22 protein-coding genes and 2 pseudogenes are annotated in these 24,192 nt (G+C 57.9%); 11 read left to right on the top strand and 13 right to left on the bottom strand.

Annotated features, from left to right (window positions below; all coding sequences use genetic code 11):
• The first annotated feature begins 218 nt into the window (after positions 1 to 218).
• From IPI80_RS10175 to IPI80_RS10125, 11 genes and pseudogenes are all read left to right on the top strand, one after another.
• A complete protein-coding gene (locus tag IPI80_RS10175) occupies positions 219 to 458 on the top strand; it encodes a hypothetical protein (protein WP_413859679.1) in 240 nt (79 codons plus the stop codon).
• Positions 394 to 1,884 (top strand): annotated as a pseudogene (locus IPI80_RS10170) (heavy metal translocating P-type ATPase). Before IPI80_RS10175 ends, IPI80_RS10170 begins: the two are co-directional and overlap by 65 nt.
• Positions 1,885 to 1,888: 4 nt before the next feature.
• Positions 1,889 to 2,635 (top strand): transglutaminase-like domain-containing protein, encoded by a 747-nt coding sequence (locus IPI80_RS10165; protein ID WP_413859677.1) that lies wholly within the window; start codon positions 1,889 to 1,891, stop codon positions 2,633 to 2,635.
• Entirely contained in the window at positions 2,632 to 3,042 is a 411-nt protein-coding gene (gene czcI / locus IPI80_RS10160; protein ID WP_413859675.1) for a cation efflux protein, CzcI family, read from the top strand. The genes IPI80_RS10165 and czcI overlap by 4 nt, the downstream gene beginning before the upstream one ends.
• A gap of 125 nt (positions 3,043 to 3,167) precedes the next feature.
• Positions 3,168 to 3,851: a TolC family protein gene (locus IPI80_RS10155; RefSeq protein ID WP_413859673.1), complete on the top strand. Its 684-nt coding sequence runs from the start codon at positions 3,168 to 3,170 to the stop codon at positions 3,849 to 3,851.
• Positions 3,852 to 3,865: 14 nt separating this feature from the next.
• Positions 3,866 to 4,435, top strand: a complete 570-nt coding sequence (locus IPI80_RS10150; RefSeq protein WP_413859671.1) for a TolC family protein — start codon at positions 3,866 to 3,868, stop codon at positions 4,433 to 4,435.
• Between the two features lie 44 nt (positions 4,436 to 4,479).
• On the top strand, positions 4,480 to 5,040 hold the full coding sequence (locus IPI80_RS10145; RefSeq protein ID WP_413859669.1) for a hypothetical protein: 561 nt from the start codon (positions 4,480 to 4,482) through the stop codon (positions 5,038 to 5,040).
• Positions 5,037 to 6,158, top strand: a complete 1,122-nt coding sequence (locus IPI80_RS10140; protein ID WP_413859667.1) for an efflux RND transporter periplasmic adaptor subunit — start codon at positions 5,037 to 5,039, stop codon at positions 6,156 to 6,158. Before IPI80_RS10145 ends, IPI80_RS10140 begins: the two co-directional genes overlap by 4 nt.
• A gap of 14 nt (positions 6,159 to 6,172) precedes the next feature.
• Positions 6,173 to 9,291: pseudogene (locus tag IPI80_RS10135) on the top strand (efflux RND transporter permease subunit).
• A 27-nt stretch (positions 9,292 to 9,318) separates the two neighbouring features.
• Positions 9,319 to 9,702 (top strand): hypothetical protein, encoded by a 384-nt coding sequence (locus tag IPI80_RS10130; protein WP_413859665.1) that lies wholly within the window; start codon positions 9,319 to 9,321, stop codon positions 9,700 to 9,702.
• A 64-nt stretch (positions 9,703 to 9,766) separates the two neighbouring features.
• A complete protein-coding gene (locus IPI80_RS10125) occupies positions 9,767 to 10,291 on the top strand; it encodes a hypothetical protein (protein WP_413859663.1) in 525 nt (174 codons plus the stop codon).
• Between the two features lie 489 nt (positions 10,292 to 10,780).
• Here IPI80_RS10125 and IPI80_RS10120 read toward each other — a convergent pair whose 3' ends face one another.
• The 13 genes from IPI80_RS10120 to pepN form a co-directional block, all read right to left on the bottom strand.
• On the bottom strand, positions 10,781 to 11,251 hold the full coding sequence (locus IPI80_RS10120; RefSeq protein WP_413859661.1) for a hypothetical protein: 471 nt from the start codon (positions 11,249 to 11,251) through the stop codon (positions 10,781 to 10,783).
• Positions 11,252 to 12,239: 988 nt separating this feature from the next.
• Positions 12,240 to 12,629, bottom strand: a complete 390-nt coding sequence (locus IPI80_RS10115) for a tetratricopeptide repeat protein (RefSeq protein ID WP_413859659.1) — start codon at positions 12,627 to 12,629, stop codon at positions 12,240 to 12,242.
• Positions 12,630 to 12,739: 110 nt separating this feature from the next.
• On the bottom strand, positions 12,740 to 13,213 hold the full coding sequence (locus IPI80_RS10110) for a hypothetical protein (protein ID WP_413859657.1): 474 nt from the start codon (positions 13,211 to 13,213) through the stop codon (positions 12,740 to 12,742).
• Between the two features lie 270 nt (positions 13,214 to 13,483).
• Entirely contained in the window at positions 13,484 to 15,802 is a 2,319-nt protein-coding gene (locus tag IPI80_RS10105) for a phage/plasmid primase, P4 family (protein ID WP_413859655.1), read from the bottom strand.
• Positions 15,803 to 15,996: 194 nt separating this feature from the next.
• Entirely contained in the window at positions 15,997 to 16,545 is a 549-nt protein-coding gene (locus IPI80_RS10100) for a hypothetical protein (protein ID WP_413859653.1), read from the bottom strand.
• Positions 16,546 to 16,665: 120 nt separating this feature from the next.
• Positions 16,666 to 17,262 (bottom strand): hypothetical protein, encoded by a 597-nt coding sequence (locus tag IPI80_RS10095; RefSeq protein ID WP_413859651.1) that lies wholly within the window; start codon positions 17,260 to 17,262, stop codon positions 16,666 to 16,668.
• A 3-nt stretch (positions 17,263 to 17,265) separates the two neighbouring features.
• Positions 17,266 to 17,676: a hypothetical protein gene (locus tag IPI80_RS10090; RefSeq protein WP_413859649.1), complete on the bottom strand. Its 411-nt coding sequence runs from the start codon at positions 17,674 to 17,676 to the stop codon at positions 17,266 to 17,268.
• 175 nt (positions 17,677 to 17,851) lie between these two features.
• Entirely contained in the window at positions 17,852 to 18,082 is a 231-nt protein-coding gene (locus IPI80_RS10085) for a hypothetical protein (protein WP_413859647.1), read from the bottom strand.
• 8 nt (positions 18,083 to 18,090) lie between these two features.
• Entirely contained in the window at positions 18,091 to 19,026 is a 936-nt protein-coding gene (locus tag IPI80_RS10080) for a hypothetical protein (RefSeq protein ID WP_413859645.1), read from the bottom strand.
• Entirely contained in the window at positions 19,010 to 19,366 is a 357-nt protein-coding gene (locus tag IPI80_RS10075; protein WP_413859643.1) for a site-specific integrase, read from the bottom strand. Before IPI80_RS10075 ends, IPI80_RS10080 begins: the two co-directional genes overlap by 17 nt.
• Complete coding sequence (locus IPI80_RS10070) at positions 19,363 to 20,130, bottom strand: tyrosine-type recombinase/integrase (protein ID WP_413859641.1); 768 nt, start codon at positions 20,128 to 20,130, stop codon at positions 19,363 to 19,365. The genes IPI80_RS10075 and IPI80_RS10070 overlap by 4 nt, the downstream gene beginning before the upstream one ends.
• A 252-nt stretch (positions 20,131 to 20,382) precedes the next feature.
• Complete coding sequence (locus IPI80_RS10065; protein WP_413859639.1) at positions 20,383 to 21,393, bottom strand: class 1 fructose-bisphosphatase; 1,011 nt, start codon at positions 21,391 to 21,393, stop codon at positions 20,383 to 20,385.
• A 102-nt stretch (positions 21,394 to 21,495) separates the two neighbouring features.
• A complete protein-coding gene (pepN, locus tag IPI80_RS10060; RefSeq protein WP_413859637.1) occupies positions 21,496 to 24,192 on the bottom strand; it encodes an aminopeptidase N in 2,697 nt (898 codons plus the stop codon).

Raw genomic sequence — 24,192 nt, 5'->3', positions numbered from 1 at the left:
GCGGCGCACAGCGCCGACGACGCCCGCCGAGCCCGCCAAGCCGTGGTGGCCGCTGGCGCTGGCCGGGGTGGCGGCCATTGGTTCTGAAGGCGTGCATTGGGCGGGTTTCCCACGTGGTGGCCGCCGCTTGGCACTGGCCGCGGTGCTGGCCGTGCGGCCGACCGCCAGAAAAGGGCTGGATCGCCATTCGGAACGGCAATCTGAACATCAATGCGCTGATGAGCATCGCCGTGACCGGTGCGCTGCTGCTGGGCCAGTGGCCCGAGGCGGCCATGGTGATGGTGCTGTTCACCATTGCCGAACTGATCGAAGCCAAGTCGCTGGACCGCGCGCGCAACGCGATCCAGGGCTTGATGCAATTGACACCCGAGCGTGCCACGGTCTTGCAGGCTGATGGCAGCTGGCAAGTGGATGCCAAGCTGGTCGCGGCTGCCCAGGGTGCGCGTCAAGCCCGGTGAGCGCATTGCGTTGGATGGCAGCATCGCCAGCGGACGCTCCAGCATCAACCAGGCCCCGATCACCGGCGAAAGCCTGCCGGTGGAAAAAGTCGAGGGCGATGCCGTGTTTGCCGGAACCATTAACGAAGCGGGGCTCGTTTGAGTACGTGGTCACTGCGGCCGCGAGCGACAGCACGCTGGCGCGCATCATCCATGCGGTGGAGGAGGCGCAGGGCGTCGGGCGCCCACCCAGCGTTTTGTGGACCAGTTTGCCAAGGTCTATACGCCAGTGGTCTTTGCCATCGCGTTGGCCGTCGCCATCCTGCCGCCGTTGCTGCTGGGCGCGGCGTGGTTTGACTGGGTCTACAAGGCGCTGGTGCTGCTGGTCATCGCCTGCCCCTGCGCGTTGGTGATCTCCACACCGGTGACCATCGTCAGCGGGCTGGCCGCCGCCGCGCGTCAAGGCATTCTGATCAAGGGCGGCGTCTATCTGGAAGAAGGCCGCAAGCTGAAATGGCTGGCGCTGGACAAGACCGGCACCATCACCCATGGCAAGCCGGTGCAGACGGATTTCGCTGTGTTGAACGGTGGCGATGCCGCGCAGGTGCGCAGCCTGGCCGCCAGCCTGGCCAGCCGCTCCGACCACCCCGTATCGCGTGCCGTGGCCCAAGCCGCACAAGCGGATGGTGTTGCACTGCGTGAGGTACAGGACTTTGAGGCGCTGGCCGGGCGCGGCACCAAGGGCCGCATTGACGGCAAGCTGTACCACCTGGGCAACCACCGCCTGATCCACGAACAGGGGCGCTGCTCGACGCGCTGGAAGCGCAGTTGTCCGCGCTGGAGGACAGGGCAAGACCGTGATCCTGCTGACCGACGAGCAGCAGGTGCAGGCGTGTTTGCCGTGGCCGACACGGTCAAGGACAGCAGCCGTCAGGCCATTGCCGAGCTGCACGCACTGGGCATCCAGACCTTGATGCTGACCGGAGACAACGCCCACGGCGGCGGCCATTGCAGCGCAGGTGGGCATCGACGAAGCCGTGGCGACCTGTTGCCCGATGACAAGCTCAAGGCGATCGAAGCCAAGATGGGAGAGGGCGGCGCAGTCGGCATGGTGGGCGACGGCATCAACGACGCACCGGCCCTGGCACGCTCCGACATCGGCTTTGCGATGGGCGCAGCCGGCACCGGCACCGCGATTGAAACCGCCGACGTGGCGCTGATGGACGACGACCTGCGCAAGCTGCCGCGCTTTGTGCGCCTGTCACGCCGCACCCATGCGGTGCTGCTGCAAAACATCGTGCTGGCGCTGGGCATCAAGGCCGTGTTTCTGGTGCTGACGCTGCTGGGCCTGGGCACCATGTGGATGGCGGTGTTTGCCGATATGGGGGCCAGCCTGCTGGTGGTTGGCAATGGGCTTCGGCTGCTGCGTGTGAAGACATCGGAGTAGGCCCATGGACATTCTTCAAGCACCCACCACACCGCCATCCGACGACCAGCTTGCCAATTGGCGACAAGCGACATCACTCCTCGACTACGGCCATCCCGCGATCCAGGACCAGGTCGCGAGGCACGGCTGGATGCAACTTGGCGAGTACGAACGCATTGGCGCGGTCTACAACTTTGTGCGCGATGACATCGCCTTTGGCTACAACGCATCGGATGATTTGCCTGCCTCCACGGTGCTAGCCGACGGCATTGGTCAATGCAACACCAAGGGCACACTGTTGATGGCACTACTGCGGGCAGTTGGTGTGGCCTGCCGCTTTCATGGATTCACGATTGACAAGGCGCGCTGCAAAAGGGCGATCACTGGGATCGCCTACCAACTCGCGCCGCGCAGCATCATCCACAGCTGGGTAGAGGTCTGGAGCGCTGGCCAGTGGATTCGCCTTGAGGGTTTCATTCTGGACCGCCCTTACCTGCAGGCGCTGCAACGGCGATTTGCGGGACATCAGGGGTCGTTTTGCGGGTATGGTGCAGCGACCCCCAATCTGCAATGCCCGCCGGTGGATTGGGTTGGCCAAGACACGTTTATCCAGAAGGATGGCATCAACCACGACTTCGGACTGTTTGATTCTCCGGACGACTTCTATGCGCAGCATGGCGTCAACCTGAGCGGGGTCAAACGTTCGCTTTATGCGTACGTCATTCGGCACGCGATGAACCGTAACGTGGCACACATTCGTGAAAAACTATGAATGGCACAAACCCGAGAGGGTTAATGATGAAGGGCTGCTACACTCTCGCCGCAATGCGCCGCTGGTTCCTCATCTTCCTCGTAGTCTTCTTGCCGATGCAGCTCAGTTGGGCTGCAGTGGCGAGTTATTGCGAGCATGAAACTGAGGCAACGACTCAGCACGTTGGGCACCACGAGCACCAGCACCAAGCCGATGCCGAACCCACGGACAGCGACAACTCCAAGGCCTTTGGGTCGTCTGATACAGACTGTAGTGCTTGTCACGCTGGCTGCTGCACGGCCATGCTGCAGTCGACCCCCTTCTTGACGATTAGCCTGTCATCAGATGCGCACGGTGCACCCGCGCTGCGCCTGTCCTCCCACCCCGCCTCCCTGCCGGAACGCCCGAACTGGACTGACCTCGCCTGATCGGCGAGGCTGGCTTTTCCCTGACCTTTACTGCGCACTGCGCAATGCCTGCGTGATCGTGTAGCGGTTCTTGTTGATTGCACCTCGCCGATTCCCCCAAATGTTTTTCATTTTTGGAGAATCGGATGTTCCGAAAAAATCAAGTTATTTGGTTGCCTTGCGTGATGCTGGCCCTGGCTGCCAGCGGCGCTGCCGCTGACCCGGCACCCACCACGCTCAAGCAAGCCTTTGAAGCCGCATGGCAGCGCCAACCTGAAACTCTGTCACAACAGATGCGCCAGGAAGCAGCGGCGGCGCAGCAGCAGGCCGCCACCCGTTGGACCGCAGAGCCGGTTGCGCTGGAGTTATCCGCCAAGACCGATCGCCTGAACCAGAACCTGGGGCGGGATGAAACAGTGGCCGGGATCAGCATTCCGCTGTGGTTGCCGGGCGAACGCACGCGCACCGGCGCGGTGGCCGATGCCCAGGCACGCGCTGCGAACAGCCGCGTACGGGCGGCGCAGTTGCGCACAGCGGCACACGTGCGCGAGGCTTATTGGGCCTGGCAGCGGGCTCGCATCGACCATGTACTCGCCGGTGAACTGTTCGGCCACGCGCAACAACTGGCGAAGGATGTCGGCAAACGTGTGCAAGCGGGCGACTTGGCGCGTGCCGACCAGCACCAGGCGGATGGCGCAATGGCTTCGGCGAGGTGGCCCTGGCGGAGGCCACAGGTGCGTTGGCGACTACTGCCCAGCGCTTGCGTGCACTGTCTGGTCAGGTGCCACAAGTCCCTGCTGCTGGCCCAGGGTGGGCGTGTGCTGGCGTAATCGGTGCAGAGCCGATGCCTGTTTTGCCTGCGGATAGTGCCACGCTGCTGGCTGCCCACCCGGCAGTTGCCGAGCTGCAGGACAGTGCAGACGTGGCCCAACGCTCCGCCGAGCTGGCCCATGTGCAGACCCGCGCCAACCCCGAGTTGATGCTGGCCACCAGCCGCGACCGAGGGCAACTGGATGAGGCTTACCAGCACAGCATCACGCTGGGCATTCGCTTCCCACTGGGCTCCAGCAGCCGCAACCAGGCCAAACGTGCCAGCGCCCAGGCAGATGCGATGGAAGCCCAGGCGCAAGTGCGGCTGGAGAGCGAACGGCTGCTAGGAGAGGTAGAAACTGCCCGCGTTGGACTGGTGTCCGCCCAGACTCAGCTAGCCGCGGCCCAACGGCGTGCGCTGTTGGCCCGCGAGTCACGCGTGTTTTTCCAAAAATCTTTCCAGATGGGCGAGACCGATCTGCCCACCCGCCTGCGAATGGAGCGCGAAGCCATGGACGCCGAACGCCAGGCCGCCCGTGCCGGCATAGACCTGGCGGCTGCCCAGTCCGCTCTGCGCCAAACCCTGGGGCTGTTGCCGGAATAAGCCCGGCCCAGCCTCTGCACAAACCACTCATTTAAAGAAACAACATGACGAAATTCCTAACCTGGCGTAAGCCATTTTTCCTCGCGGTGATCTTGACCACCGTAGCCCTGTGCGGTTGGGCCGGTGACGGCCACGACCATGGCGAAGCACCTGCCGCTGCGGGCGGTCCGACCAAACCCCGCTTTACCGCCACGACCGAGGCATTTGAGTTGGTGGGTGTGGTGAACGGCAAATACATCACGCTGTACCTGGACCACGCCGCTGACAACAGCCCGGTCAAGGATGCCAAGCTGGAGCTTGAACTGGGCGGCACCAAACTGTCAGTTCAACCCCACGGAGAGGGTGAGTTCGAGGCCACATTGGCCGCAGAACTGCAGCCCGGAGAGATCAGTGTGACCGCGACCGTAGTTGCAGGCGCTGTGACCGACCTGCTGGCTGGTGATCTGGACGTCCATGCCGACACCCACGCAGACGCCGCGCATGGCGCAACGTGGAAGACCTACAGCGCATGGGCGCTTGGCGGACTGTTGACCCTGGCACTGCTGGCTTTTGCCGTGCGTCGCCTCGGTGCTCAGCGCAACACGCGTTTGGGAGGTGCAGCATGAAGCCCCGTTTTTTGATGCTGGCTGCTTGCCAAATGTTGAGTGCCCTGGTGTTGACCTTAGCGCCCGTCGCATGGGCGGGTGAAGGCCATGACCACGGTGACGCCGCACCCGCCGTCAGCGGGGACGGCCCCAAACGCCTGCCCGATGGCAGCGTGTTTTTACCCAAACCAGCCCAACGCCAGATTGGCGTTCGCACACTGGTGCTCACCGACGCTGAGCTACCCCGTTCGCTGGAACTGGCCGGCAAAGTGGTGATGGACCCCAACGCAGGGGGCAAGGTTCAGGCCCTGATGGCAGGGCGCCTGGAAGCGGGCGCGCGTGGTTTTCCCAGCGTAGGTCAGGTCGTCAAGAAGGGCGATGTGCTGGCCTATGTGGTCCCATCCAGCGGTGCCATTGAGCGCTCCAACCAGGCCAGCGTGCTGGCCGAGCTGCGCGCCGCCAGGGCTCTGGCCGAGAAACGCCTGGCCCGCCTGCAGGAGCTGTCGGACACGGTGCCACGCAAAGACATTGAAGCGGCACAAAGCGAACTCAGCAGCCTGAGTGAGCGGGTGGTCGCAGTGGGTGGCGGCCTGAACAACCGCGATGCCTTGGTCGCACCCGTCTCGGGCGTCATTGCGTCCAGCAACGCGGTGGCCGGCCAGGTGGTCGATGCCCGCGAACTGTTGTTTGAGGTGGTGGACCCAACCCGCCTGCGCATAGAGGCGCTTGCCTATGACGCAGCGGTGGTGAGCGACGTGGCGGGTGCCACCCTGGCCCTGGGTGCGGATACCGTGGCCTTGCGTTTTATCGGCGCGGCGCGCAGTTTGCGCGAGCAGGCCTTACCCATGCTGTTCCAGGCCGAAGGGCAAGCCTTGTCCAAACTGGCCGTGGGCCAGCCGGTCAATGTCTATGTGCAAACGGCTACACGTGTCAAAGGCATACGGGTGCCCGCACAGGCGTTGCTCAAAAACCCGGCCAACCAGGCCGTGGTGTGGGTCAAGACCGCAGCAGAGCGGTTTGAGCCGCGCACGGTCACGATCGAGATTCTGGATGGTGCCTCGTTTGCGGTGACGTCGGGCCTGAAGGCTGGCGACCGTATTGCCACGCAAGGGGCCAGCTTGATCAACCAAATTCGCTAAAAGGAGTCACACGCATGTTCAAGTGGCTTCTCGAAAACAGCCTGTCCAACCGGCTGCTGGTCATCATTGCCAGCCTGGTGTTGATGGCCTACGGCGCGTTCACGCTGTCGCGCACACCGGTGGATGTGTTCCCCGATCTCAACAAACCCACGGTCACCATCATGACCGAGGCAGGAGGCATGGCGGCCGAAGAGGTGGAACAACTCCTGACCTTCCCGCTGGAAACGACCATGAATGGCCTGCCGGGCGTGGAGAGTGTGCGCTCGGTCTCCAGTGCCGGTCTGTCCTTCATCTACGTCACTTTTGACTGGAGCACGGAGATCTTTCGCGCCCGCCAGATGGTGTCCGAGCGCCTGTCTGCCATGGAAGAAGGGCTGCCCGCCGGTGTGGTCCCGCGTATGGGACCCATCAGCTCCATCATGGGCGAGATCATGCAGATTGCGATCCCCATCGACACCGGGAAAATTTCTCCCATGCAGGTGCGCGAATATGCCGACTGGGTCTTGCGGCCCCGGCTGATGGCCGTGCCCGGTGTGGCGCAGGTCATTCCGATTGGCGGCGAGGTGCGCCAGTTTCAGGTGCAGCCCAACACCTCACGTATGGCCGAGCTGGGCATCACCCATGACCAGCTGGAAGGTGCGCTCAAAGGTTTCTCGTCCAACACCTCGGGCGGTTTTTGGAGCTCAATGGCCGCGAATACCTGATCCGCAATCTGGGCCGCACCTCGCGACTGGACGACCTGAAAAACCTGGCCTTGACGACCAAGAACGGCCAACCCATTCTGCTGCGCCAGATTGGTGAGGTGGCATTTGCGCCCGCCCTGAAGCGCGGAGACGCGGGTTTTGAAGGCAAACCGGCGGTGATTTTGGGCATCCAGAAGCAACCCACGGCAGACACCATTGCGTTGACCCGCTCCATCGAATCGGCTTTGGCAGATATGAAACGCTCCTTGCCCGCAGGCATGGACGAGCCCAAAGTGACTTTCCGCCAGGCCAGTTTTATCGAGGCGTCCATCACCACGCTGCAAGGCAAGCTGATAGGTGCATCGATCTTTGTCGCGGTAATCCTGTTCTTCTTTTTGGGCACCCTGCGTCCGACCATCATTGCGCTGACGGCGATTCCGGTGTCCATCTTCATGACGGCGCTGGTGTTCCAATATTTCGGTTTGTCCATCAACACCATGACGCTGGGCGGCCTGGCCATTGCGATAGGTGGTCTGGTGGACGATGCGGTGGTGGGTGTGGAGAACGTGATGCGCCGCCTGAAGGTGGACCGCGAGCGCCACCACGACCACCGGATGAATCCACACGAGCTGGTGGCTAGCGCGACGATGGAGGTGCGCTCTGCCATTCTGTATGCCACCATCATCATCGTGTTGGTGTTTCTGCCGCTGTTTGCGCTGCCCGGTATGGAAGGGCGGCTGTTTGTGCCGTTGGGCATTGCCTTCATCGTGTCCACACTGGCCTCACTGGTGGTGTCTGTCACGGTCACGCCGGTGCTGGCCTACTACCTGTTGCCGCGCATGCGTTCGCTCAACCATGGCGACACCAAACTGCTGGCCTGGCTCAAACGTGGCTACCGGAGCAGCCTGCAGCGGGTGCTGAATGCCCCGAAGCCCGCACTGGTGGCAGCCGGTTTGGCCGTTTTGCTGGCGGCGGTGGCCGTGCCTTTTTTTGCGAAGACCTTTTTGCCGCCGTTTAACGAGGGCACGCTGTTGGTGGGTCTGCGGCTGAACCCTGGCGTCACTCTGGCCGAATCGTCGGCCTTGGCACAGCAGGCGGAGAAGTTGGTCAAACAAGTGCCTGAGGTCACCCACGTCGGGCGGCGCAGCGGCCGGGCCGAGCTGGACGAACACGCCGAGGGAGTGCACGTCAGCGAACTGGACGTGGGGCTGAAACCCGCGTCCGAGCTGACCCGATCCATGGACGAGATTTCGGCCGATATCCGTGCGCGCCTGGTCAACCTGCCGGCGTCTATTGGTATCGGGCAACCCATCTCGCACCGCATAGACCACATGTTGTCGGGCGTGCGCTCGCAGACTGCAATCAAGATTTTTGGTGACGATCTGGACACACTGCGTGGACAGGCCGATCTGCTGCAATCCAAGTTGGCGGCGGTGCCCGGCATTGCCGACCTGGAGATCGAAAAGCAGGTGCTGGCACCGCAGATCAAGGTAAGGGTGGACTACGCCGCAGCCGCGCAATACGGCGTACCCACACCGCAGATTCTGGCCACGCTGCAAAGCCTGGTGGAAGGCGAAAAAGTGACCCAGATTGTGGAGGGTTCGCGCCGCTTCGCGCTGGTGGTGCGCCTGCCGGAGTCGGCCCGTTCGGTGGAAGGCCTGGGTAACATCCTGCTGCAAACCCCCAATGGGGCCGTGCCACTATCCAAAGTGGCGACGATTGAAGACGGTGATGGCCCCAACCAGATCAGCCGTGATGATGGCAAACGCCGCATCGTGCTGTCGGCCAATGCGCAGGGCCGTGCGCTTTCCGAGATTGTGGAAGACATCCGCAAGGTAGTGGCGGAGTCCAAGCTGCCCGAGGGCTACTTCATCACACTGGGTGGGCAGTTTCAGGCGCAGGAAGAGGCGTCCAAACTGGTGGGGTTGTTGTCCATCGTGTCTTTGGTGCTTATGTTTGTGGTGCTGTACAGCCGATACCAATCAGTCACCTTGTCGGCGCTGATCATGGTGAATATTCCGCTGGCGCTGGTGGGTGCGGTGCTGGGCCTGTGGCTATCGGGCCAGCCGCTGTCGGTGGCGGCACTGGTGGGCTTTATCACGCTGGCTGGCATCTCGGTGCGCAATGGCATTTTGAAGGTCAGCCACTACATCAACCTGATGCGAATCGAGGGTGAAGAGTTTGACCACAAGATGATCGTGCGTGGCTCGCTGGAACGGTTGAGCCCGGTGCTGATGACCGCTCTGGTGACCGCCTTTGCGCTGGCACCGCTGTTGTTTGAGGCTGAGCGCCCAGGCACCGAGATATTGCACCCCGTTGCGGTAGTGATCTTCTCGGGCTTGATCAGCTCCACGCTGCTCGATACCTATTTGACGCCAGTCCTGTTCTGGCTGTTTGGCCGAAAGGACGCTGAACGCTTGTTGGACGACCGCAATGCGGAAGCCTTCTGATTTTTTAACCCCCTGAAAGGAACACATATGAAATTCCCTCAACTCATAGCCGCCTTGGCCTTAGCGACCACGGGCGCAGCTTTCGCTGCCGACAACCATGCCCATGGACATGAGCACAAACCGCTGCATGGTGGCCTCGTGGTCGAGGTCAAAGACATGGACTACGAACTGGTGGCCAGGCCCGATTCTCTGCAATTGCATCTACGTGACCATGGGAAGGCCGTGGACGTTAGCAAGGTCACAGCCAAGCTGACTTTGCTTTCCGGTACCGACAAGCAGGAGGTGGAACTCAAACCCGCTGGCGACAAGCTGGAAGCCAAGGGCAGCTTCAAAGTGGTGGCAGGCACCAAGGTTGTGGTCGTTGTGTTGGCGACTGGCAAGTCGTCTACGGCACGGTTTGTACTGAAGTAAGTCATTGCTGGGCGCCCGCGCCCAGCTTGTGCCCAACGTGTTTGTAACTCGCAGAAAGAAAAAAATGGCAAGAATGAACTTTAGAAGTGTCGCTGCCCTGGCATGCATCTTTGCTCTGCTTGGCTGTGCCACACCAGTTGATCAGCTGGCCGAAAAGCCATACTGTCACACTGACCGTGGCATACGTGCCGTCTGTACAAAGGACTTCGCACCGAGCCTTCAACGTGATGCTGAAGCCAAGCAGTTTGCGTCAGTGCCTGATGCCCTCACCATCTATGTTGTTCGCTACTGGGGCGATGGGCACCATCCAGTGGAGATCTCATTCAATAGCGGTGCTCCGATGGAAACCGTTCCAGACTCTATGATTCGCCTAAGAGTTAAGGCAGGAGTGCATCAGATAGCCTTCAAAGTCGACGGGAGATCGTTTGAACGAAAGATTTCTGGAGTCGCAGGAGAAGTTCGTCTGTTGGGCATTGCCGGTACCGACTGGCCTTGGGGTAGTTCTCACGCATGGTCAGATGATTCTGAGGATCAAGTTAAACGGAAGGCCATGCGTTCTCGACTGATCAAAGACAAATCGATGTTGTGAAGCCGTAATTTCAGTTCATAAGTTCACACCTGCAATGCAGCCTCTTTGATCCACGAAGATGTTTTGAGGGCAACCTGATCCCAGGAAAGGTGCCACTAACTCCAGTTTCAATTCGCTCACTGTTGTAGAGCGATTGTTCTGAACGTCGGCACCTGGCCAACGGCCGAAGTCGGGTTTGAGGAAATCGGTGCCACAAAGCTGACCGTCGTCTGTCGAAGCCTACGACTGCTTTAGAGCGACCAGTTCATTGGGGTGGATGTCGGGTGTGTGTCCTTAGGAGTTCGTCAAGGGCTTGGGCACGATGCCAGTTAGGCGCAGGTTCAGGTTGGTGGACTTGCGTTACAGGTTCCAGCACGAACAATCTGCAGCAAATCGCCAAACCTACTCAGAGGCGGAAGACGCATCAATTTCGAACGAATTGGGACTTTGGGCCGATGCTGAACCCCCGCAACGCTTTCGGAACCGCGTAAAGATCGAAGAGGAAAAGTCCTATTTTGGGGGGCGGAAGGCCAGCTTCACCTTCTCGACAAGTGCACAAATATTTTCAGAGGTGTCGTTGGTGACTTCGAAATACCATTGCTTTCGAACGTCATTCTTGGAGAGGGAATGCTGCCAAGGCCGATTCAACACCTCGTAGCCCGCATCTCTTGCGAACCTATCAAATGTACCCTCTGCGCGCTTAGTGATTTCAGGATACTTGAGGCCCCCAGCGCGAGTAACCATAAGGTCGAAAATCAACTTGTCGTCGCGGGTGTGATGAATCCACACTCGGGTGCCACTGTTGATGGATACAATTTTTGCGTATCCGTTTTCATTCGCGGTCTGCGCCTTGACCTTTCCGTGGGAATTTAGGTCGCCTACATGATTTGCGATTGCTTGCATCTTCCTAGCGAGGTCTTGGTTCATAAAGTGCGGTACTTCGGGGAGCTTGACGGTGGTTTGAATCAGTGTATCTGTCAAGCAAATCGTCCGGGGCGGTGGCCTAGGGGGCTGTCGATAAGCACTTGCTACCGCCGCATCAACAATCCCGTAGCCTCGCGGCGTTCAGAATCGGGCGTGTCCTCATCGGGGGCTAAATCGTCAATGCACGGCATCGCAACCGGTCGAATGCGCAGTTCACCTGGCAGGACAATGATTCGAACGAAGGAACCTGGCTTGAGTCCGACTTGGCGGGCAGTATCGCCTGGAATTGGGAGGCCGACGTTACGCCCCAACCATTGCAGTTTGACTGACTTTGACATATTCCACCTCCAGTTGTTGTCCTAAATTTGAAATTGAATGCCGTTATCGGCTCCGGACGCGTGACACGATGTATCGGGCTAGTCTGTGACGTATATCCTGACCCGGGATACCGGTGCGACCCGCGTGCTGTAGGTGTGTCTGGTCGCATGCCTTGCAGGCGTTGGCCGATTACCATTTTTCCGGTTCGGTGTGCGAAGGCGGGGTGTGACTCGCTGCCGGTAGCTGGTCAGCTTGCTGTCGTGCTTTCGCGGAGCGTACCCGAATGTCGCCTGAATCCATCAGTCGCACGTTCACAAAATCGCCAACGCCCAGCTTCATGCTTTTCAAAATGTGCATGGGAATTCTGATGCCTGTTGAGTGTCCCCATCGTGTCAGTTTCTGCATAGTCTGCCTCCAACAAATGAATAGCCATTGAATACCGTGAAATTGTGTCGGCTCCCGCGCATTTGGCGATTGCCAATTCAAGTTTTTCACCGATTCGCCGCTCGATTCAAGCGCCTGGAAAACGGGTGGCTCGTGCTGTATAGGGTAGAGTCGAGTCAACGTCTTGGAACCGTACCGTCGCCGTCGCAAGTGCGGTGTTGTCAGGGGCGTGAATGACCAGCCACCCTGAGCAATGCCATTTGCAGCCGTTGTAAGCCTCTAGTCGTACCTGCCGGTAAGTGGTCAGTGGGCACCCGTTTCTGCTGCCCCCTCCCAACCTGTATTATTTGAGAGCCGCTTCATTTTTCTTCAAGGCACGGCGCACCCAACGCATCGATTCACGGGTGTCCTTTCTGGTGCCGATTCCGTCTCTACAGCAAGCACTGAGACAAATCATTGCGGCGATGCTGCCTTGGCGGGCCGCACTGCGATACCACCACACTGATTCTGCCAAGTTCGGCGGTACACCCGCACCATTGGCGTAGCAATACCCGAGCGTGACCATGGCGTCACTGTTGCCCTGCTCCGCGTTGCTGCGGAGCTGGTCAATGTCCTCCGCCGTGAAGTGGCAATACGCAGCGTCCAAGTGGTTGTGTTCTGGCAGGGGTGGTGCCGCTAATTTCCCGGTATCAGGCTCAAGCGGCGGCTTTTGTTCAAATTCGACAGTTGTCATGTCATTCTCCAGTTCGGTTTACAAGGGTTGTTGATGCGGTAGCCGGGGGCCGTGGCAGGATGCCTACCGCATTGCTGCTGATCAAAGCCACGGAAGGCAATTCAAAGCAACTACCAGCGCTCGTGGGGGTCCTTCATGTCATCACGAGCCTGCCGCCATTCATCTGGTACATACTCGCCACGTTCGTCCAACACCAGGTTTGGAACAACCTTGAGCGCTCGTGATTGACTGAAGTGGGAAGGTTCCTCGGCGATGCACTGCTCTCCGTCCGGCGCGTTCCAACGGTTTTCACTGTCCACAAAGTGGCGGTCAGCTCCACGCACCGACGAATTGGTTGCATTTTCCGGCACCATGCTCGGTGGAAACTTAGTGTTGCTTGGCAGCGCCTTCAGCAGTCGCGCTACAAATTCAACCTTGCCGCGCGGGTCCAGCTTGCCTTGCACCACGACCTTTCCAGTTCCGTAGGCGTTGATGATGGCTCCGCACACTAGGCGGAATTGATAACAGTAGTCCAGCTCATGCTTAGCGATGACTTTCAGGCCGAACCTGTGCAAACGATTTTCGATCTCAGAAGCAAATGTCATTTCGTACTCCAATAAGTTAAGGGTCAATACGTCGCTGTGGACGTACGAGGGCTTTACAGCAAACCCTGCCACTGACGCCGGGGGACCAGATCTAGCAAGTCAAGGTCAAGAAAAGCAAGCTTGGCAACACGTTCAATCATGTTGCGCCGTGCAGTGCTGGCCGACCTTCAAACCTAAACAACCGTCTATGGCAGCGGTAGCGGTAGCGGTGAGCGAATGGAGCCCATTGAGCCGCGCAAGCCCGCCGCTGCTTCTTTCAGTACCCGCTGATTACCCTACTTGAAGGGCAACACCGTCAAAAACGGGTAAATGGCTCACTGTTCGCTTCTTGAATTCCGACTCAAGGCGCTCACTGAGCTCCGTTTTGCTGAGCTGACGGAACCGCTGGCTCTGCTTCTGCCATGTCAAATACGTGGCATGAATGTCCTTCAGTTTTGTCGTGGTGGTGGCAGACCTCATCAGACTATCCGCAAAGAACGCGGCAAATGGGTCGGCTCCAACGCGCTGGCCTTTTGTCGCCCGTCCAACCTGATCTGGCGGGTTCAGGCCGTTCACTAAATAGTCCTGCAGACCTTCCAGCATCATGTTCAAGATTCCCGGATACTCCTTTGCCAACTTCTCATCAAGCTCACGATCCTCTTCTTCCTTGGAGAACGAGCGGTTGAAGGGCACCACGAGGGCGCGGTTCCAAAAGCCTTCGTCATCTTCACGCACCCGTGGCATGGCGTTGGTGGACATGAGAAATGCTGCCTCGATTTCCATATCCACTGGCGCACCATAGTTGTCGCGGACATTGATGTGGCGGTCGCCCGTCAGTTGCTTGATCAGGCTCACGTCCAAGACCTGCTTATCGGTAGGTTCAGATACTGCTGCCAGTCGTTTGCCGCCGAGTTGCGCGATGCTTGGGTTGGCGCCGTCAGACGTGTGTGACTTCAACATTAGTGCTGCCGTGGGCAACATGGTGAAGTACGGCCCAAATATCCCCTTCAAGACATTGATCAGTTTGGACTTGCCGTTGTTGGCACTAGGCCCATACCAAATAACAAATATCTTCTCGATGGGCCGACCCAGCATGAAATAGCCGAACAGTCGCAACATAAACCGCTTCATTGGCTCATTGAACTCAAAGATCTCATCCAACACACGGCTAAACCGTGGCGCGGTGGCACGTGGGTCATAGCTTACTGAGGAGATCTTGGTGGGCAGCGGCTTGTAACGCGACGGCACCAATTCACGGGTCAGCATATTCAGAACGCCATTGGCGACCGGCAGATACGGATAGGACTTGACCTCATTTCCTCTCTGAAGTTGGAAGAGCTTTTCAGCAATATGCTCACAAGCCCCGTCCATCCCGCGATTCGTGCCGATCCGGCGACGCAACTCTTTCTTCCAATCAGAGTCATCGGTCTTTCCCATCTCGGCGATAACAGCATGGCAGTGCTTTTCCGCCTCCGCCCGCCGCTCAATGGGATTGAGCGCGCGATACGCGCCATTTTCCAGCTTGAGAAACTGAATCTCAGGCTTCGCCCCCCCGTGCAGTTGTATGACCGCGAATTCGTCCTGCATCCGCACCGCGCATCGGGCACCCATCTCGCGGTCTGTCGGCATACCTTGGAACTCAGGCTTTTCCTTGCGAAAGCCTGGGTTCTTCCAACCCGCTTTCTGTGCAGCGGCAAACAAGGGCTTCAAAGAAGACTTGGTTCCAGCATTCTTGATCAAGGTTTCCCACTTGGCATCCACGGCCCCTGCGTCATACTTGGCAGACTGCTTGGAAAAACGGTGAAACAACTCAAGACCCGGAGCACCTAAGGCCACCAGTCCCATACCCACCTTGAGCCAAGTGTCATAGTTTTCGGCCCAATCAGCGAGGTACCCTATGGCATTTTGGGCATCAGTAAACATTTCCTGGGCGGTATTGGCGTGGTTCTTCGGTATGGCCAGTTGATCATTTAACCGTGGGTAGGCCTTGCGCTGTTGATTTACCACCAGTGGTGCGTCGAAGGCTTCACACAAACGGTCATACGAGTGCGTCGGACCCGCATTGCCATACACCTTGATCTTGTGATTGTTCTTACGGTTGATAAACCCAGGCAGCCGGACCATCTGACTGCACTTGGCAAAAGCTGGGTCCGCTTCAAGCCGGTCTGCCATCACATCGGCCAAGAAGCGCATTTGGTCAGGGGTACAGTTTTCATCGAATACCCACACCGCGTGGAAGCGGGTCGGTGAGGTTTGTATAACGAACGTAGGGCGAATTAGCTCATTTGACTCCAACAGCTCAGGCAAGCCGTCGTCAAAGTCCAAAGCGACTGCCCAACTGTTGGTGATAAGGGCATTTGAGTGGCCTGCACCCGTGGTAACGGCGACCATTAGGTACGGTTCCCAACCTGAGGCTCCAAGTTCGTGCAATTTTGGCTCATGACCCTCGAAGGTGCCGTAGTGATCTTGCACCTTGGTTATGGTCATTGACTTAGGGTCACGTCGCATGTACGTGATGCCAAAGCCGTGCTTCCCGTGTATGGCAGTACAAATAGTCTTAGCCTGCTTTAGTGTTGTGTCGTAGGCTGACGACGGTTTCAGTGTTGACATGGTGAGGTTCCTAAAGATTAAAAAGTCGCTGGGTGAGCCGTTTGAGCTGCTTTCATTTGTTCATTTTTTTCACTGTTTTGAAAAAGTAAAACAATATGAAAATGGCTCAAACGGCCACTTGCTTACATATGATTTTTTTGAGCGGGAAGAGGGAAGGGCGTGGCATCGGCCCGAATCGCTGCCTCGCCCCAGCGTTAAAAAGAGCCGTCGGGCCAGCGCGGACCCATTGCGCGAGATTCGGGTTGCCCGACTGCTTTGAGCATGGTGCGCTGGAAGTCGTCTGAATCGTCGAACAGGGTGTTGCCCGAAGGAGTGACAATGACGTCCTTAGCCGATTGGGTGGCAAGGTGGGCCAGCGAAAGCAGCTTTGCCGAAGTGAGTGGCATTGTTGTCACTGGGGTTTCAATATAAGGAATATTGCACTTGAATTTGAATTTACCCGAACGACCTTTGACCGGAGTCATGCTAATTTCGACCGCACAAATGTCTAGACTATGTGCGGTCCACAAGTTTTCCCAGAAGATCCAGCTCTTGTGCTTCTTGCTCCATGTAGCCCAACATTTCTTCTCAGGCACCTCTATGATTTCGTCAGACGGCCCGTTTGTCATGAGGGTCAGAATTGCTTCCACTCTCTTTGCATCGATCCAAATCAGCGCGGGGCGCTCGCACTGGGGACTGTCAAAATAAGACAGCGGTCTGTGATATTCCGTTGCGTATATAAAGATTGCTTGCTCATTTTTCACGATAGTTTCCTTTTTGCAGTTGCCTTGACAGGCGGTGTGAGGTTCTCAACGCTTACGGCTGCGAGCGCACGTATGGGTTGAGGTTGCGTTGTCATTGCCTAATGTGCGAACCGCCTAGCCTCACTCCACGGCAACAACGGGCTCCGCCTTCTCTTGGTTGGTTAGCAGCATCCAAGCGAGCATTCCTCGTGGATCAATCAATGTGGATTCCGGTCGGAACTTTGCTTTGGTGACCGATGAGCGGAGCAGGTGCGAAAGGGTGGAACCCTTGCCATAGAGCTCCGATCCAATATTGGCAGTCGAGAGCTTGCAGAGGCTGGCTGCGACACTGACGGGCAGTTGTCCGAAGGCGAGTTGCGCAATCAATTGGTATGTCGCCACGGTCGAGCTGCACGCGAACGCATCAATTACCCATGGAGCGACTGAAAGTGAGCGCCGCATGTTTCCAATGACACCGCTCGACACCCAGAGGTGAATCGATCCGTCGTTGTACTCATCAATCAGGACGTCCCAATAGCCCCATTGGCCTTCTGTTTCGGGGCGGATGGCGATTTCATATGGGATGCCATCGGGACCAGTTAATTCCCAGTAGTTCGGTTGTCGCGTTACCCGGTCCCAGTAAGGGGCCGTGGCATTGACGAGATCAATTACCGCGCGGGCATTCTTGCGAAGGTATTCGTGTGAACACTTGCGGTGCTGTGTAGCTACATATGCCATGATTTACTCCTTCGCTTGATTCGTTTTTTGTGTGGACGCCCAGGATTCGACCAAAGCCAACAAGCGTTCGCGATGAAGAAATACGCGGCGGGTGCGTGGCGGGCGAACGATGCATGCCAGAAATCCTTTGTCTATTGCTGGATCGCTTAGCAACGCGCCGGCCTCGGCTTGGAAGATCATGTGGCGAATGGCGCTTGGGGTCCGATTCATGATCGGCGCAGCCTGATTCACAGTCGCAAGTGGTGACGGTTGCGGGTCTTTGGTTGCAGTGACTGGTTGATGTTCTGTTGCAATCGCAATATCAGGCTGTGATTCGACGAGATGCGATAGCTGATCGAGCAGATCCTTAACGGCGTTGAAAACTGGCGATAAGTTGCCCGCTGATCGGTCGCGGCGTGGTGTTTTAAGGTTCATAGAGGCACTCCAGGATGGTTGAGGGAAAAGCGTTCGATCTGCAGATCTGATGGGATCATCCGCACTTGTCCCGGGCCCGACAAAGCCGCCAACTTTCGTTTTTTTAGATCGATGGCTCGAAAAAAAACCCCTTTGGCGTGTTTGCCAAAGGGGTTGATTTGTGATAGGTGCAGTATTACTTAGGCTTTTCAGCGTTGACTAGCCAGCGATAGCCTTCCTTTACAACATCGTCCGCCTGAAGCAACAAGCGCTCGATACGCTTGACACGTCCATCAAGCCAGAATTCATAGGCATGTTCGGCGTCTACTTCTGTTTTTGCTTTGCCGATGGGCGTGGGTTTCTTCGGGAGTAATACATCAATCTCAGCCGCGCTGTAGCCGAAAGAGTTCAGTTCTTTGATGACCACAAGAGCCTTCAAATAGTGACCGTCGGTAGGTTTGGGATCAATTTCCCCTTGGCCTGAATTTCCAGCTTGTATGACCCCGGCCATCCACTAGGCCGCGACGCATTCGTGTTAGCACCCCGAGCCAGTTTTCTTAAGGTTTCCGACGCCTTGTCAAGTTGCCGTTGAATTGGTCGATGGATATCGATTGTCACACCCCTCCAAATCTCAGCAGGTTGGCAATTGACATGATGTGACTCGGATGTCGTCCGCCAAAGGCATGCTTGCGGAAAGTCTGTGATCTCGTTCGTCGAATCTTGTTTGACGGCCCAAGTTCGTTTTCGCCCCTTGCTCTTTATCTCGCTGATTCCGCCCGCACGAAGGTTTTCGTCGTCCAGAAATCTGTGCTCCTGACAAAGAAGCGCAATGGTTCGCAATTGCGCGTCGGGAGGTACTGAACAGTTCACCAAAAAGCCAATGGGATGGCTTCGTAATCTGCGTTGAACCGGTATGTGCATGTTGACGCTTACTTGAAGAAATTCACCGTGCCTCAAGGCATTCCGAATCCCTGCATATCCGTAGCGCAATGCCAGTGTTGGTTTCAACGAAGGCTCGTTTGGCCAATCCAAAACTGCTCTGATCGGGAAAAACCACGAATTTCCGTCGCCTATGCTCGGTAACGCTGTTAGCTCCGGGTCAAGCCAAGTGCTTAGACCAAATTCTTTCCGGCAATACTCTTCAGATGGAGTGAGCGGCTCGCTTTCGGTGGGCATCCAGCGTGCTGTAGGACGTTTTTCAAGGCCCTTTTGCGCGAGAAACTCTTTTTTGTAATCGTCATTCAGTCGCAAAAACTGCCATGCCCAATCGTCCGCGCGAAAAAGTACTTCTGGTGCGTTGAGGGCAAATGGGCTTTGACCCGAGTGCACTGGAAGGCTGAGACGATCTAGATCGTCATTTACTGGGGTCATTTTCTTTGGCTGCGGGGAGATGGGCATCGTTCATTCTGGTCAATACACCAGTGATGTGTTCTTTGCTTAGGTGCGCGTAGCGTTTGACCATCTGGAGGTCTTTGTGCCCAAGAATCTCTGATATGTCTGATGCCGTAGCGCCAGACATTGCCAAATAGCTTGCCGCCGTATGCCGGAGGTCATGAAAGCGGAATTTTTGAATTTTGCTCTTGCGAAGCGCAGTTCTCCAGGCAGTCCGAATTGACGTTGGGCGGCTGGTGTCTTTTGAGCTTGGGAAGAGCAATGATTCTGGATTTGGCATTTCGTCACCCGTCATAGCCCGAGTTCTCCACGTCTTCACCTGCTCAAGCGCAAATGCTGAAATCGGAACGCCGCGTTGAGTGCCATTTTGGTTTCCCTTAACACTACAAAGGCCGCACTGTCGCTCTGCTGAAACGAAACGTCGGACCAATGTAGGTTCATGATTTCACCGTATCGCATGCCCGTCGCTATAGCCACTGCAACAATTGTGTGAAGCTCGGGGCTTTCCGATGCTGCTGTCGCCGTTAACAGCGAGGCAAGTTCAACTTCACTCAGAAATCGAACGCGGTTGTTCTTGACCTTTGGCTTCGCGACCCGTGACATTGGTGATTCTGGCAGCCACTGCCACTCCTTCACTGCTACCGCCAAAACGTGAGAAAAAACGGACATGCGTTTAACAACGCTTGCCGGTGCAGGCATGGCTCCTGTTCGGGTGGGAGTGACAAGCAACTCATCGCGGCAGCGCCCGATCAAATCCGATGTCAGTTCGAGAACGCCATACCGGCCCAATCGATTTTCCCACCAGTCGAGATGTCGGGCAGAGTCTTTCCGCTGCTTCTCTTTTTTGTAGGGGAGGATCGAAGTGCGGTACCTCTGAATGAGGTCTTGCGCCAGCCGCTTTTGAGCCATTGCAGTTGGCAAGTAGCGACCAGTCCTTATTTCCAGTTCGACTTGCTCAGCCCACTGTTTGGCGATGGTCTTCTTGGTAAAGGTCTTGGTCTGCGGCGGAAAGCCTCGGATACGAATTTGGACATGGAAGGTCTTGACGCCATCCTTGTCTACGCGCTCACGAATACTTGCCATAAGCCCTCCACAGAGCTACTGCTGCCACGGAGACGCCAGGGAACTGGACTAACCAGCACCGAAACGACGACACTCTGGGATTGTCATTGCCACTGTGCCACAAGTGTGCCATGAGCTGAATTGTTCGCCAAGGGGATTGGCTAACGCTTTGATTTGAAAAGCTATTTTTGATAGGCAGCAAGTTCATTACGAATGAGCTGCTCTACCGACTGAGCTACACCGGCTGGTAAGCCATAAATTATATCCCGGTCACTATTGGCTTTCGGTGTGATAGCGGGTGATGCGGTCTACCTCGTTTTTGGAGCCCAGCACCACGCTGACGCGCTCGTGCAACTTGCCGGGCTGGATATCCAGGATGCGCTGGCGGCAATTGGTGGCGGCACCACCGGCCTGCTCCACGATCCAGCCCATGGGGTTGGCTTCATACATTAAGCGCAGCTTGCCGGGCTTTTCAGGTTCGCGCTTGTCCCAGGGGTACAGAAACACGCCACCACGGGTCAGAATACGGTGCACATCAGCCACCATGCTGGCAATCCAGCGCATGTTGAAATCTTTGCCACGCGGGCCGTCTTTGCCGGCCAGGCATTCGTCCACATAGCGCTTGATGGGTGCATCCCAGTGGCGCATGTTGCTCATGTTGATGGCAAATTCCTTGGTGTCTTCTGGAATTTTCACGTGTTTCCGGGTTAGTACAAACGAGCCTTGCTCGCGGTCCAGCGTGAACATGGCCACGCCGTCGCCCACGGTCAGCACCAGCGTGGTTTGTGGACCATAGACGCAGTAGCCGGCGGCCACCTGCTGGTTGCCTGGCTGCAGGAAATCGCCTTCATCCACACCGCGATCATCTTCGGGCATGCGCAGCACGCTGAAGATGGTGCCGATGCTCACGTTGACGTCAATGTTGCTGGAGCCGTCCAGCGGGTCAAACATCAGCAGATATTCACCCTGGGGATAACGGTTGGGCACCACGTAAATGCCTTCCATTTCCTCGCTGGCCATGCCCGCAAGGTGGCCGCCCCATTCGTTGGCCTCGATTAATACTTCGTTGGCGATGATGTCGAGCTTTTTCTGAATTTCGCCCTGCACGTTCTCACTGTCGGCAGTGCCCATCACATCACCCAGGTCGCCCTTGTTGACGGCCAGGCTGATGCTTTTGCAGGCACGCGCCACTACTTCCAGCAGCAGGCGCAGTTGTGCGGGGATGCAGCCGCCAATCCGCTGTTCTTCGACCAGGTAGCGGGTGAGGGAGATTTTGGGAGCCATAGTTTTCCTTTGATTGGGTTGCCGCCGGGCCGCCCCAAGGCGACCCAGGCCCCTTTGAGGGGCAGCGTATTACACGTAGTGAAATGCGTGGGGGCTCTTTTTTTAATCTGCTAGTGCGCGGTCTACCACCTCGCGCACGTCGTTGCTCAGGTCGGTCTTGGCGGCGACCCGCTTGAGGGCTTCGCAGGCCGCGCTGCGGTACGGCTCGACCAGGCGTTTCCAACGGTCCAGGGCGCGGGCCAGACGGGCGGCGACCTGGGGGTTGATGCTGTCGAGTTCCAACACGCGCTCGCTCCAGTAAACGTAGCCGGCAGCATCGGGGCGGTGGAAACCGCCCGGGTTGCCACTGCAGTAGCTGAAGATCAGGCTGCGGGCACGGTTGGGGTTACGGATGTTGAAGTCGGGGTGGGCCATCAGCTGGCGCACGGCAGGCAATACCAGACCATTGCGGTCGGGTGCGCCGGCTTGCAGGGCAAACCATTTGTCCAGTACCAGCTCTTCGTTCTTGAAGAGCGCATGGAACTTGGCCAAAGCCGGAGCCGCCAGGGCGTGACCGCTGGTGACCAGCGCTTGCAGGGCGCTGATGCGATCGGTCATGTTGGTGGCCACCTTGAAGCGCTGCAACGCTTTGCCCGGCCACACGGCATCACCCGTCTGGGTGGCCGCCAGGCACAGGTTGGCCAGTGCCATGCCTACCAGTGCACGGCGCCCGGCAGATGTCGCGTCAGGGCGGTAGGCGCCGTTGTCTTGGTGGGTTTCGAACGCCCACTGCCAGTCGGCCTGCAGCTCTACCGCCAGTTGCAAACGCATGGCCTCGCGCACCGCGTGGATGCGCTGCGGGTCCACCACATCCAGTTGCTCGGCGATGTAGGTCTCGCTTGGCAGGGTCAGCACCAGTTCCTTGAAGGCCGCATCCAGCGTGGGGTGACGCAAGACGCTGCGCATGGCTTGCACATAGGCATTATTTAGGGCGCTAGCCCTCGTCGAATCTACGTAAGTAGCTATCGAAGTAATAGCGTTTCGCAGCGCCAGACGCTGGCCGGCTTCCCAGCGGTTGAACGGATCGGGGTCAGAGGCCAGCAGGGTCAGCAGTTGCGCGTCACTGTAGTCAAAGTCCAGCACCACTGGCGCGGAGAAGCCACGCAAGATGGAAGGCACGGGCGCTTCTTGCACGCCGGTGAAAGTGATCGCGGCAGTATCGCCGGTCATCACAAACAGGTGGTTGGCCGCTGCTGCGTCGACACTGCCCTGCACCGTCAGAGGTAGGGCGGCGCCGCTGCCAGAGCCCACCAGACCCAAAAGCACGGGGATGACAAACGGTTGCTTGTCGGCCAGACCGGCTGCGGGCGCGCAGGTTTGCTTGAATTGCAAAGTGTAGGTTTGTGCGGCTGCATCAAAATAGCCACTGGCACCCAGGTGCGGCGTGCCGGCCTGGCTGTACCAGAGCTTGAATTGGGGCAATAACTGCGACAGGCTGGATTCGGGGTTGGCGTCGGCCATGCTTTGGGCAAAGTCGTCGCAGGTGACGGCTTGGCCGTCAAAGCGCTCGAAGTAGAGCTTCATGCCCTTGGCAAACCCGTCGCGCCCGACCAATGTTTGCATCATGCGCACCACTTCCGCACCCTTTTCATAAATGGTGACGGTATAGAAGTTGTTGATCTCGATGTAGCTGTCGGGCCGCACCGGGTGGGACATGGGACCGGCGTCCTCTGGGAACTGGACGGTGCGCAGCACGCGCACGTCTTCAATGCGCTTCACCGCGCGGGCCGAGACGCCGTCGCACATGTCCTGGCTGAATTCCTGGTCACGGAATACGGTCAGGCCTTCTTTCAGACTCAGCTGGAACCAGTCGCGGCAGGTGATGCGGTTGCCAGTCCAGTTGTGGAAGTATTCGTGGCCGACCACACTTTCAATATTGGCGTAGTCCACATCCGTTGCGGTGGCCTGGTTGGCCAGCACGTACTTGGTGTTGAAGATGTTCAGGCCCTTGTTCTCCATGGCGCCCATGTTGAAGTCACTGGTTGCCACAATCATGAAGCGTTCGAGGTCCAGTGGCAGACCAAAGCGGGCTTCATCCCAGGCCACGCTGGCCATCAAGGAGTTCATGGCGTGTTCGGTTTTGTCCAGATCGCCCGGGCGTACAAACACCTGCAACAGGTGGTCTTGGCCGGCGCGGCTGGTGATGCGCTGCTCGCGCGCCACCAACTGGCCTGCCACCAGCGCAAATAAATACGAAGGCTTTTTGTGCGGATCGACCCACTTGGCAAAGTGGCGTCCGTCATCCAGCGTGCCGCTGTCCACCAGGTTGCCGTTGGACAACAGCACGGGGTACTTGGTTTTGTCCGCCCGCAAGGTCACGGTGTACATGGCCATGACATCCGGGCGGTCCAGAAAGTAGGTGATGCGCCGAAAGCCCTCGGCCTCGCACTGGGTAAAGAACGAATCCTGGCTCACGTACAGGCCGGAGAGAGAGGTGTTTTTGACCGGTGCGCAGGTAGTGAAGATTTCCAGCTGAAACGGCTCGGTACCTTCGGGAAGGTTTTCCAACACCAGCTTGTTGCCTTCGAGTTTGAACGAGGTGCCCTGGCCGTTGACCAGCACGCGTGCCAAGTTTAACTCTTCGCCGTCGAGTTTCAAAGACTGTGCCGCTACGTCGGGGTTGCGGCGCAAGGTCATGCGGTTCAAAACACGGGTTTTTACCGGGTCCAGATCAAAGCTCAGGTCGACGGTATCGATCCAGAATGCGGGGGCGCTGTAGTCGGCGCGGTTGATCACGGTGGCGTGGCCTTCTCGGGTCAT

The sequence above is a fragment of the Candidatus Aalborgicola defluviihabitans genome (genome assembly GCF_016705985.1).
GTDB lineage: Bacteria > Pseudomonadota > Gammaproteobacteria > Burkholderiales > Burkholderiaceae_C > Allorhodoferax > Allorhodoferax defluviihabitans.
The sequence above is the reverse complement of the archived record's forward strand: the minus strand, read 5'-3'. Positions and strand labels throughout refer to the sequence as shown.

Coding starts and splice junctions, on each gene's coding strand:
- IPI80_RS10175 (WP_413859679.1), top strand. CDS start 219: ATGAGCATCGCCGTGACCGGTGCGCTGCTGCTGGGCCAGTGGCCCGAG.
- IPI80_RS10165 (WP_413859677.1), top strand. CDS start 1,889: ATGGACATTCTTCAAGCACCCACCACACCGCCATCCGACGACCAGCTT.
- czcI (WP_413859675.1), top strand. CDS start 2,632: ATGAATGGCACAAACCCGAGAGGGTTAATGATGAAGGGCTGCTACACT.
- IPI80_RS10155 (WP_413859673.1), top strand. CDS start 3,168: ATGTTCCGAAAAAATCAAGTTATTTGGTTGCCTTGCGTGATGCTGGCC.
- IPI80_RS10150 (WP_413859671.1), top strand. CDS start 3,866: ATGCCTGTTTTGCCTGCGGATAGTGCCACGCTGCTGGCTGCCCACCCG.
- IPI80_RS10145 (WP_413859669.1), top strand. CDS start 4,480: ATGACGAAATTCCTAACCTGGCGTAAGCCATTTTTCCTCGCGGTGATC.
- IPI80_RS10140 (WP_413859667.1), top strand. CDS start 5,037: ATGAAGCCCCGTTTTTTGATGCTGGCTGCTTGCCAAATGTTGAGTGCC.
- IPI80_RS10130 (WP_413859665.1), top strand. CDS start 9,319: ATGAAATTCCCTCAACTCATAGCCGCCTTGGCCTTAGCGACCACGGGC.
- IPI80_RS10125 (WP_413859663.1), top strand. CDS start 9,767: ATGGCAAGAATGAACTTTAGAAGTGTCGCTGCCCTGGCATGCATCTTT.
- IPI80_RS10115 (WP_413859659.1), bottom strand. CDS start 12,629: ATGACAACTGTCGAATTTGAACAAAAGCCGCCGCTTGAGCCTGATACC.
- IPI80_RS10110 (WP_413859657.1), bottom strand. CDS start 13,213: ATGACATTTGCTTCTGAGATCGAAAATCGTTTGCACAGGTTCGGCCTG.
- IPI80_RS10105 (WP_413859655.1), bottom strand. CDS start 15,802: ATGTCAACACTGAAACCGTCGTCAGCCTACGACACAACACTAAAGCAG.
- IPI80_RS10095 (WP_413859651.1), bottom strand. CDS start 17,262: ATGGCATATGTAGCTACACAGCACCGCAAGTGTTCACACGAATACCTT.
- IPI80_RS10090 (WP_413859649.1), bottom strand. CDS start 17,676: ATGAACCTTAAAACACCACGCCGCGACCGATCAGCGGGCAACTTATCG.
- IPI80_RS10080 (WP_413859645.1), bottom strand. CDS start 19,026: ATGACCCCAGTAAATGACGATCTAGATCGTCTCAGCCTTCCAGTGCAC.
- IPI80_RS10070 (WP_413859641.1), bottom strand. CDS start 20,130: ATGGCAAGTATTCGTGAGCGCGTAGACAAGGATGGCGTCAAGACCTTC.
- IPI80_RS10065 (WP_413859639.1), bottom strand. CDS start 21,393: ATGGCTCCCAAAATCTCCCTCACCCGCTACCTGGTCGAAGAACAGCGG.
- pepN (WP_413859637.1), bottom strand. CDS start 24,192: ATGACCCGAGAAGGCCACGCCACCGTGATCAACCGCGCCGACTACAGC.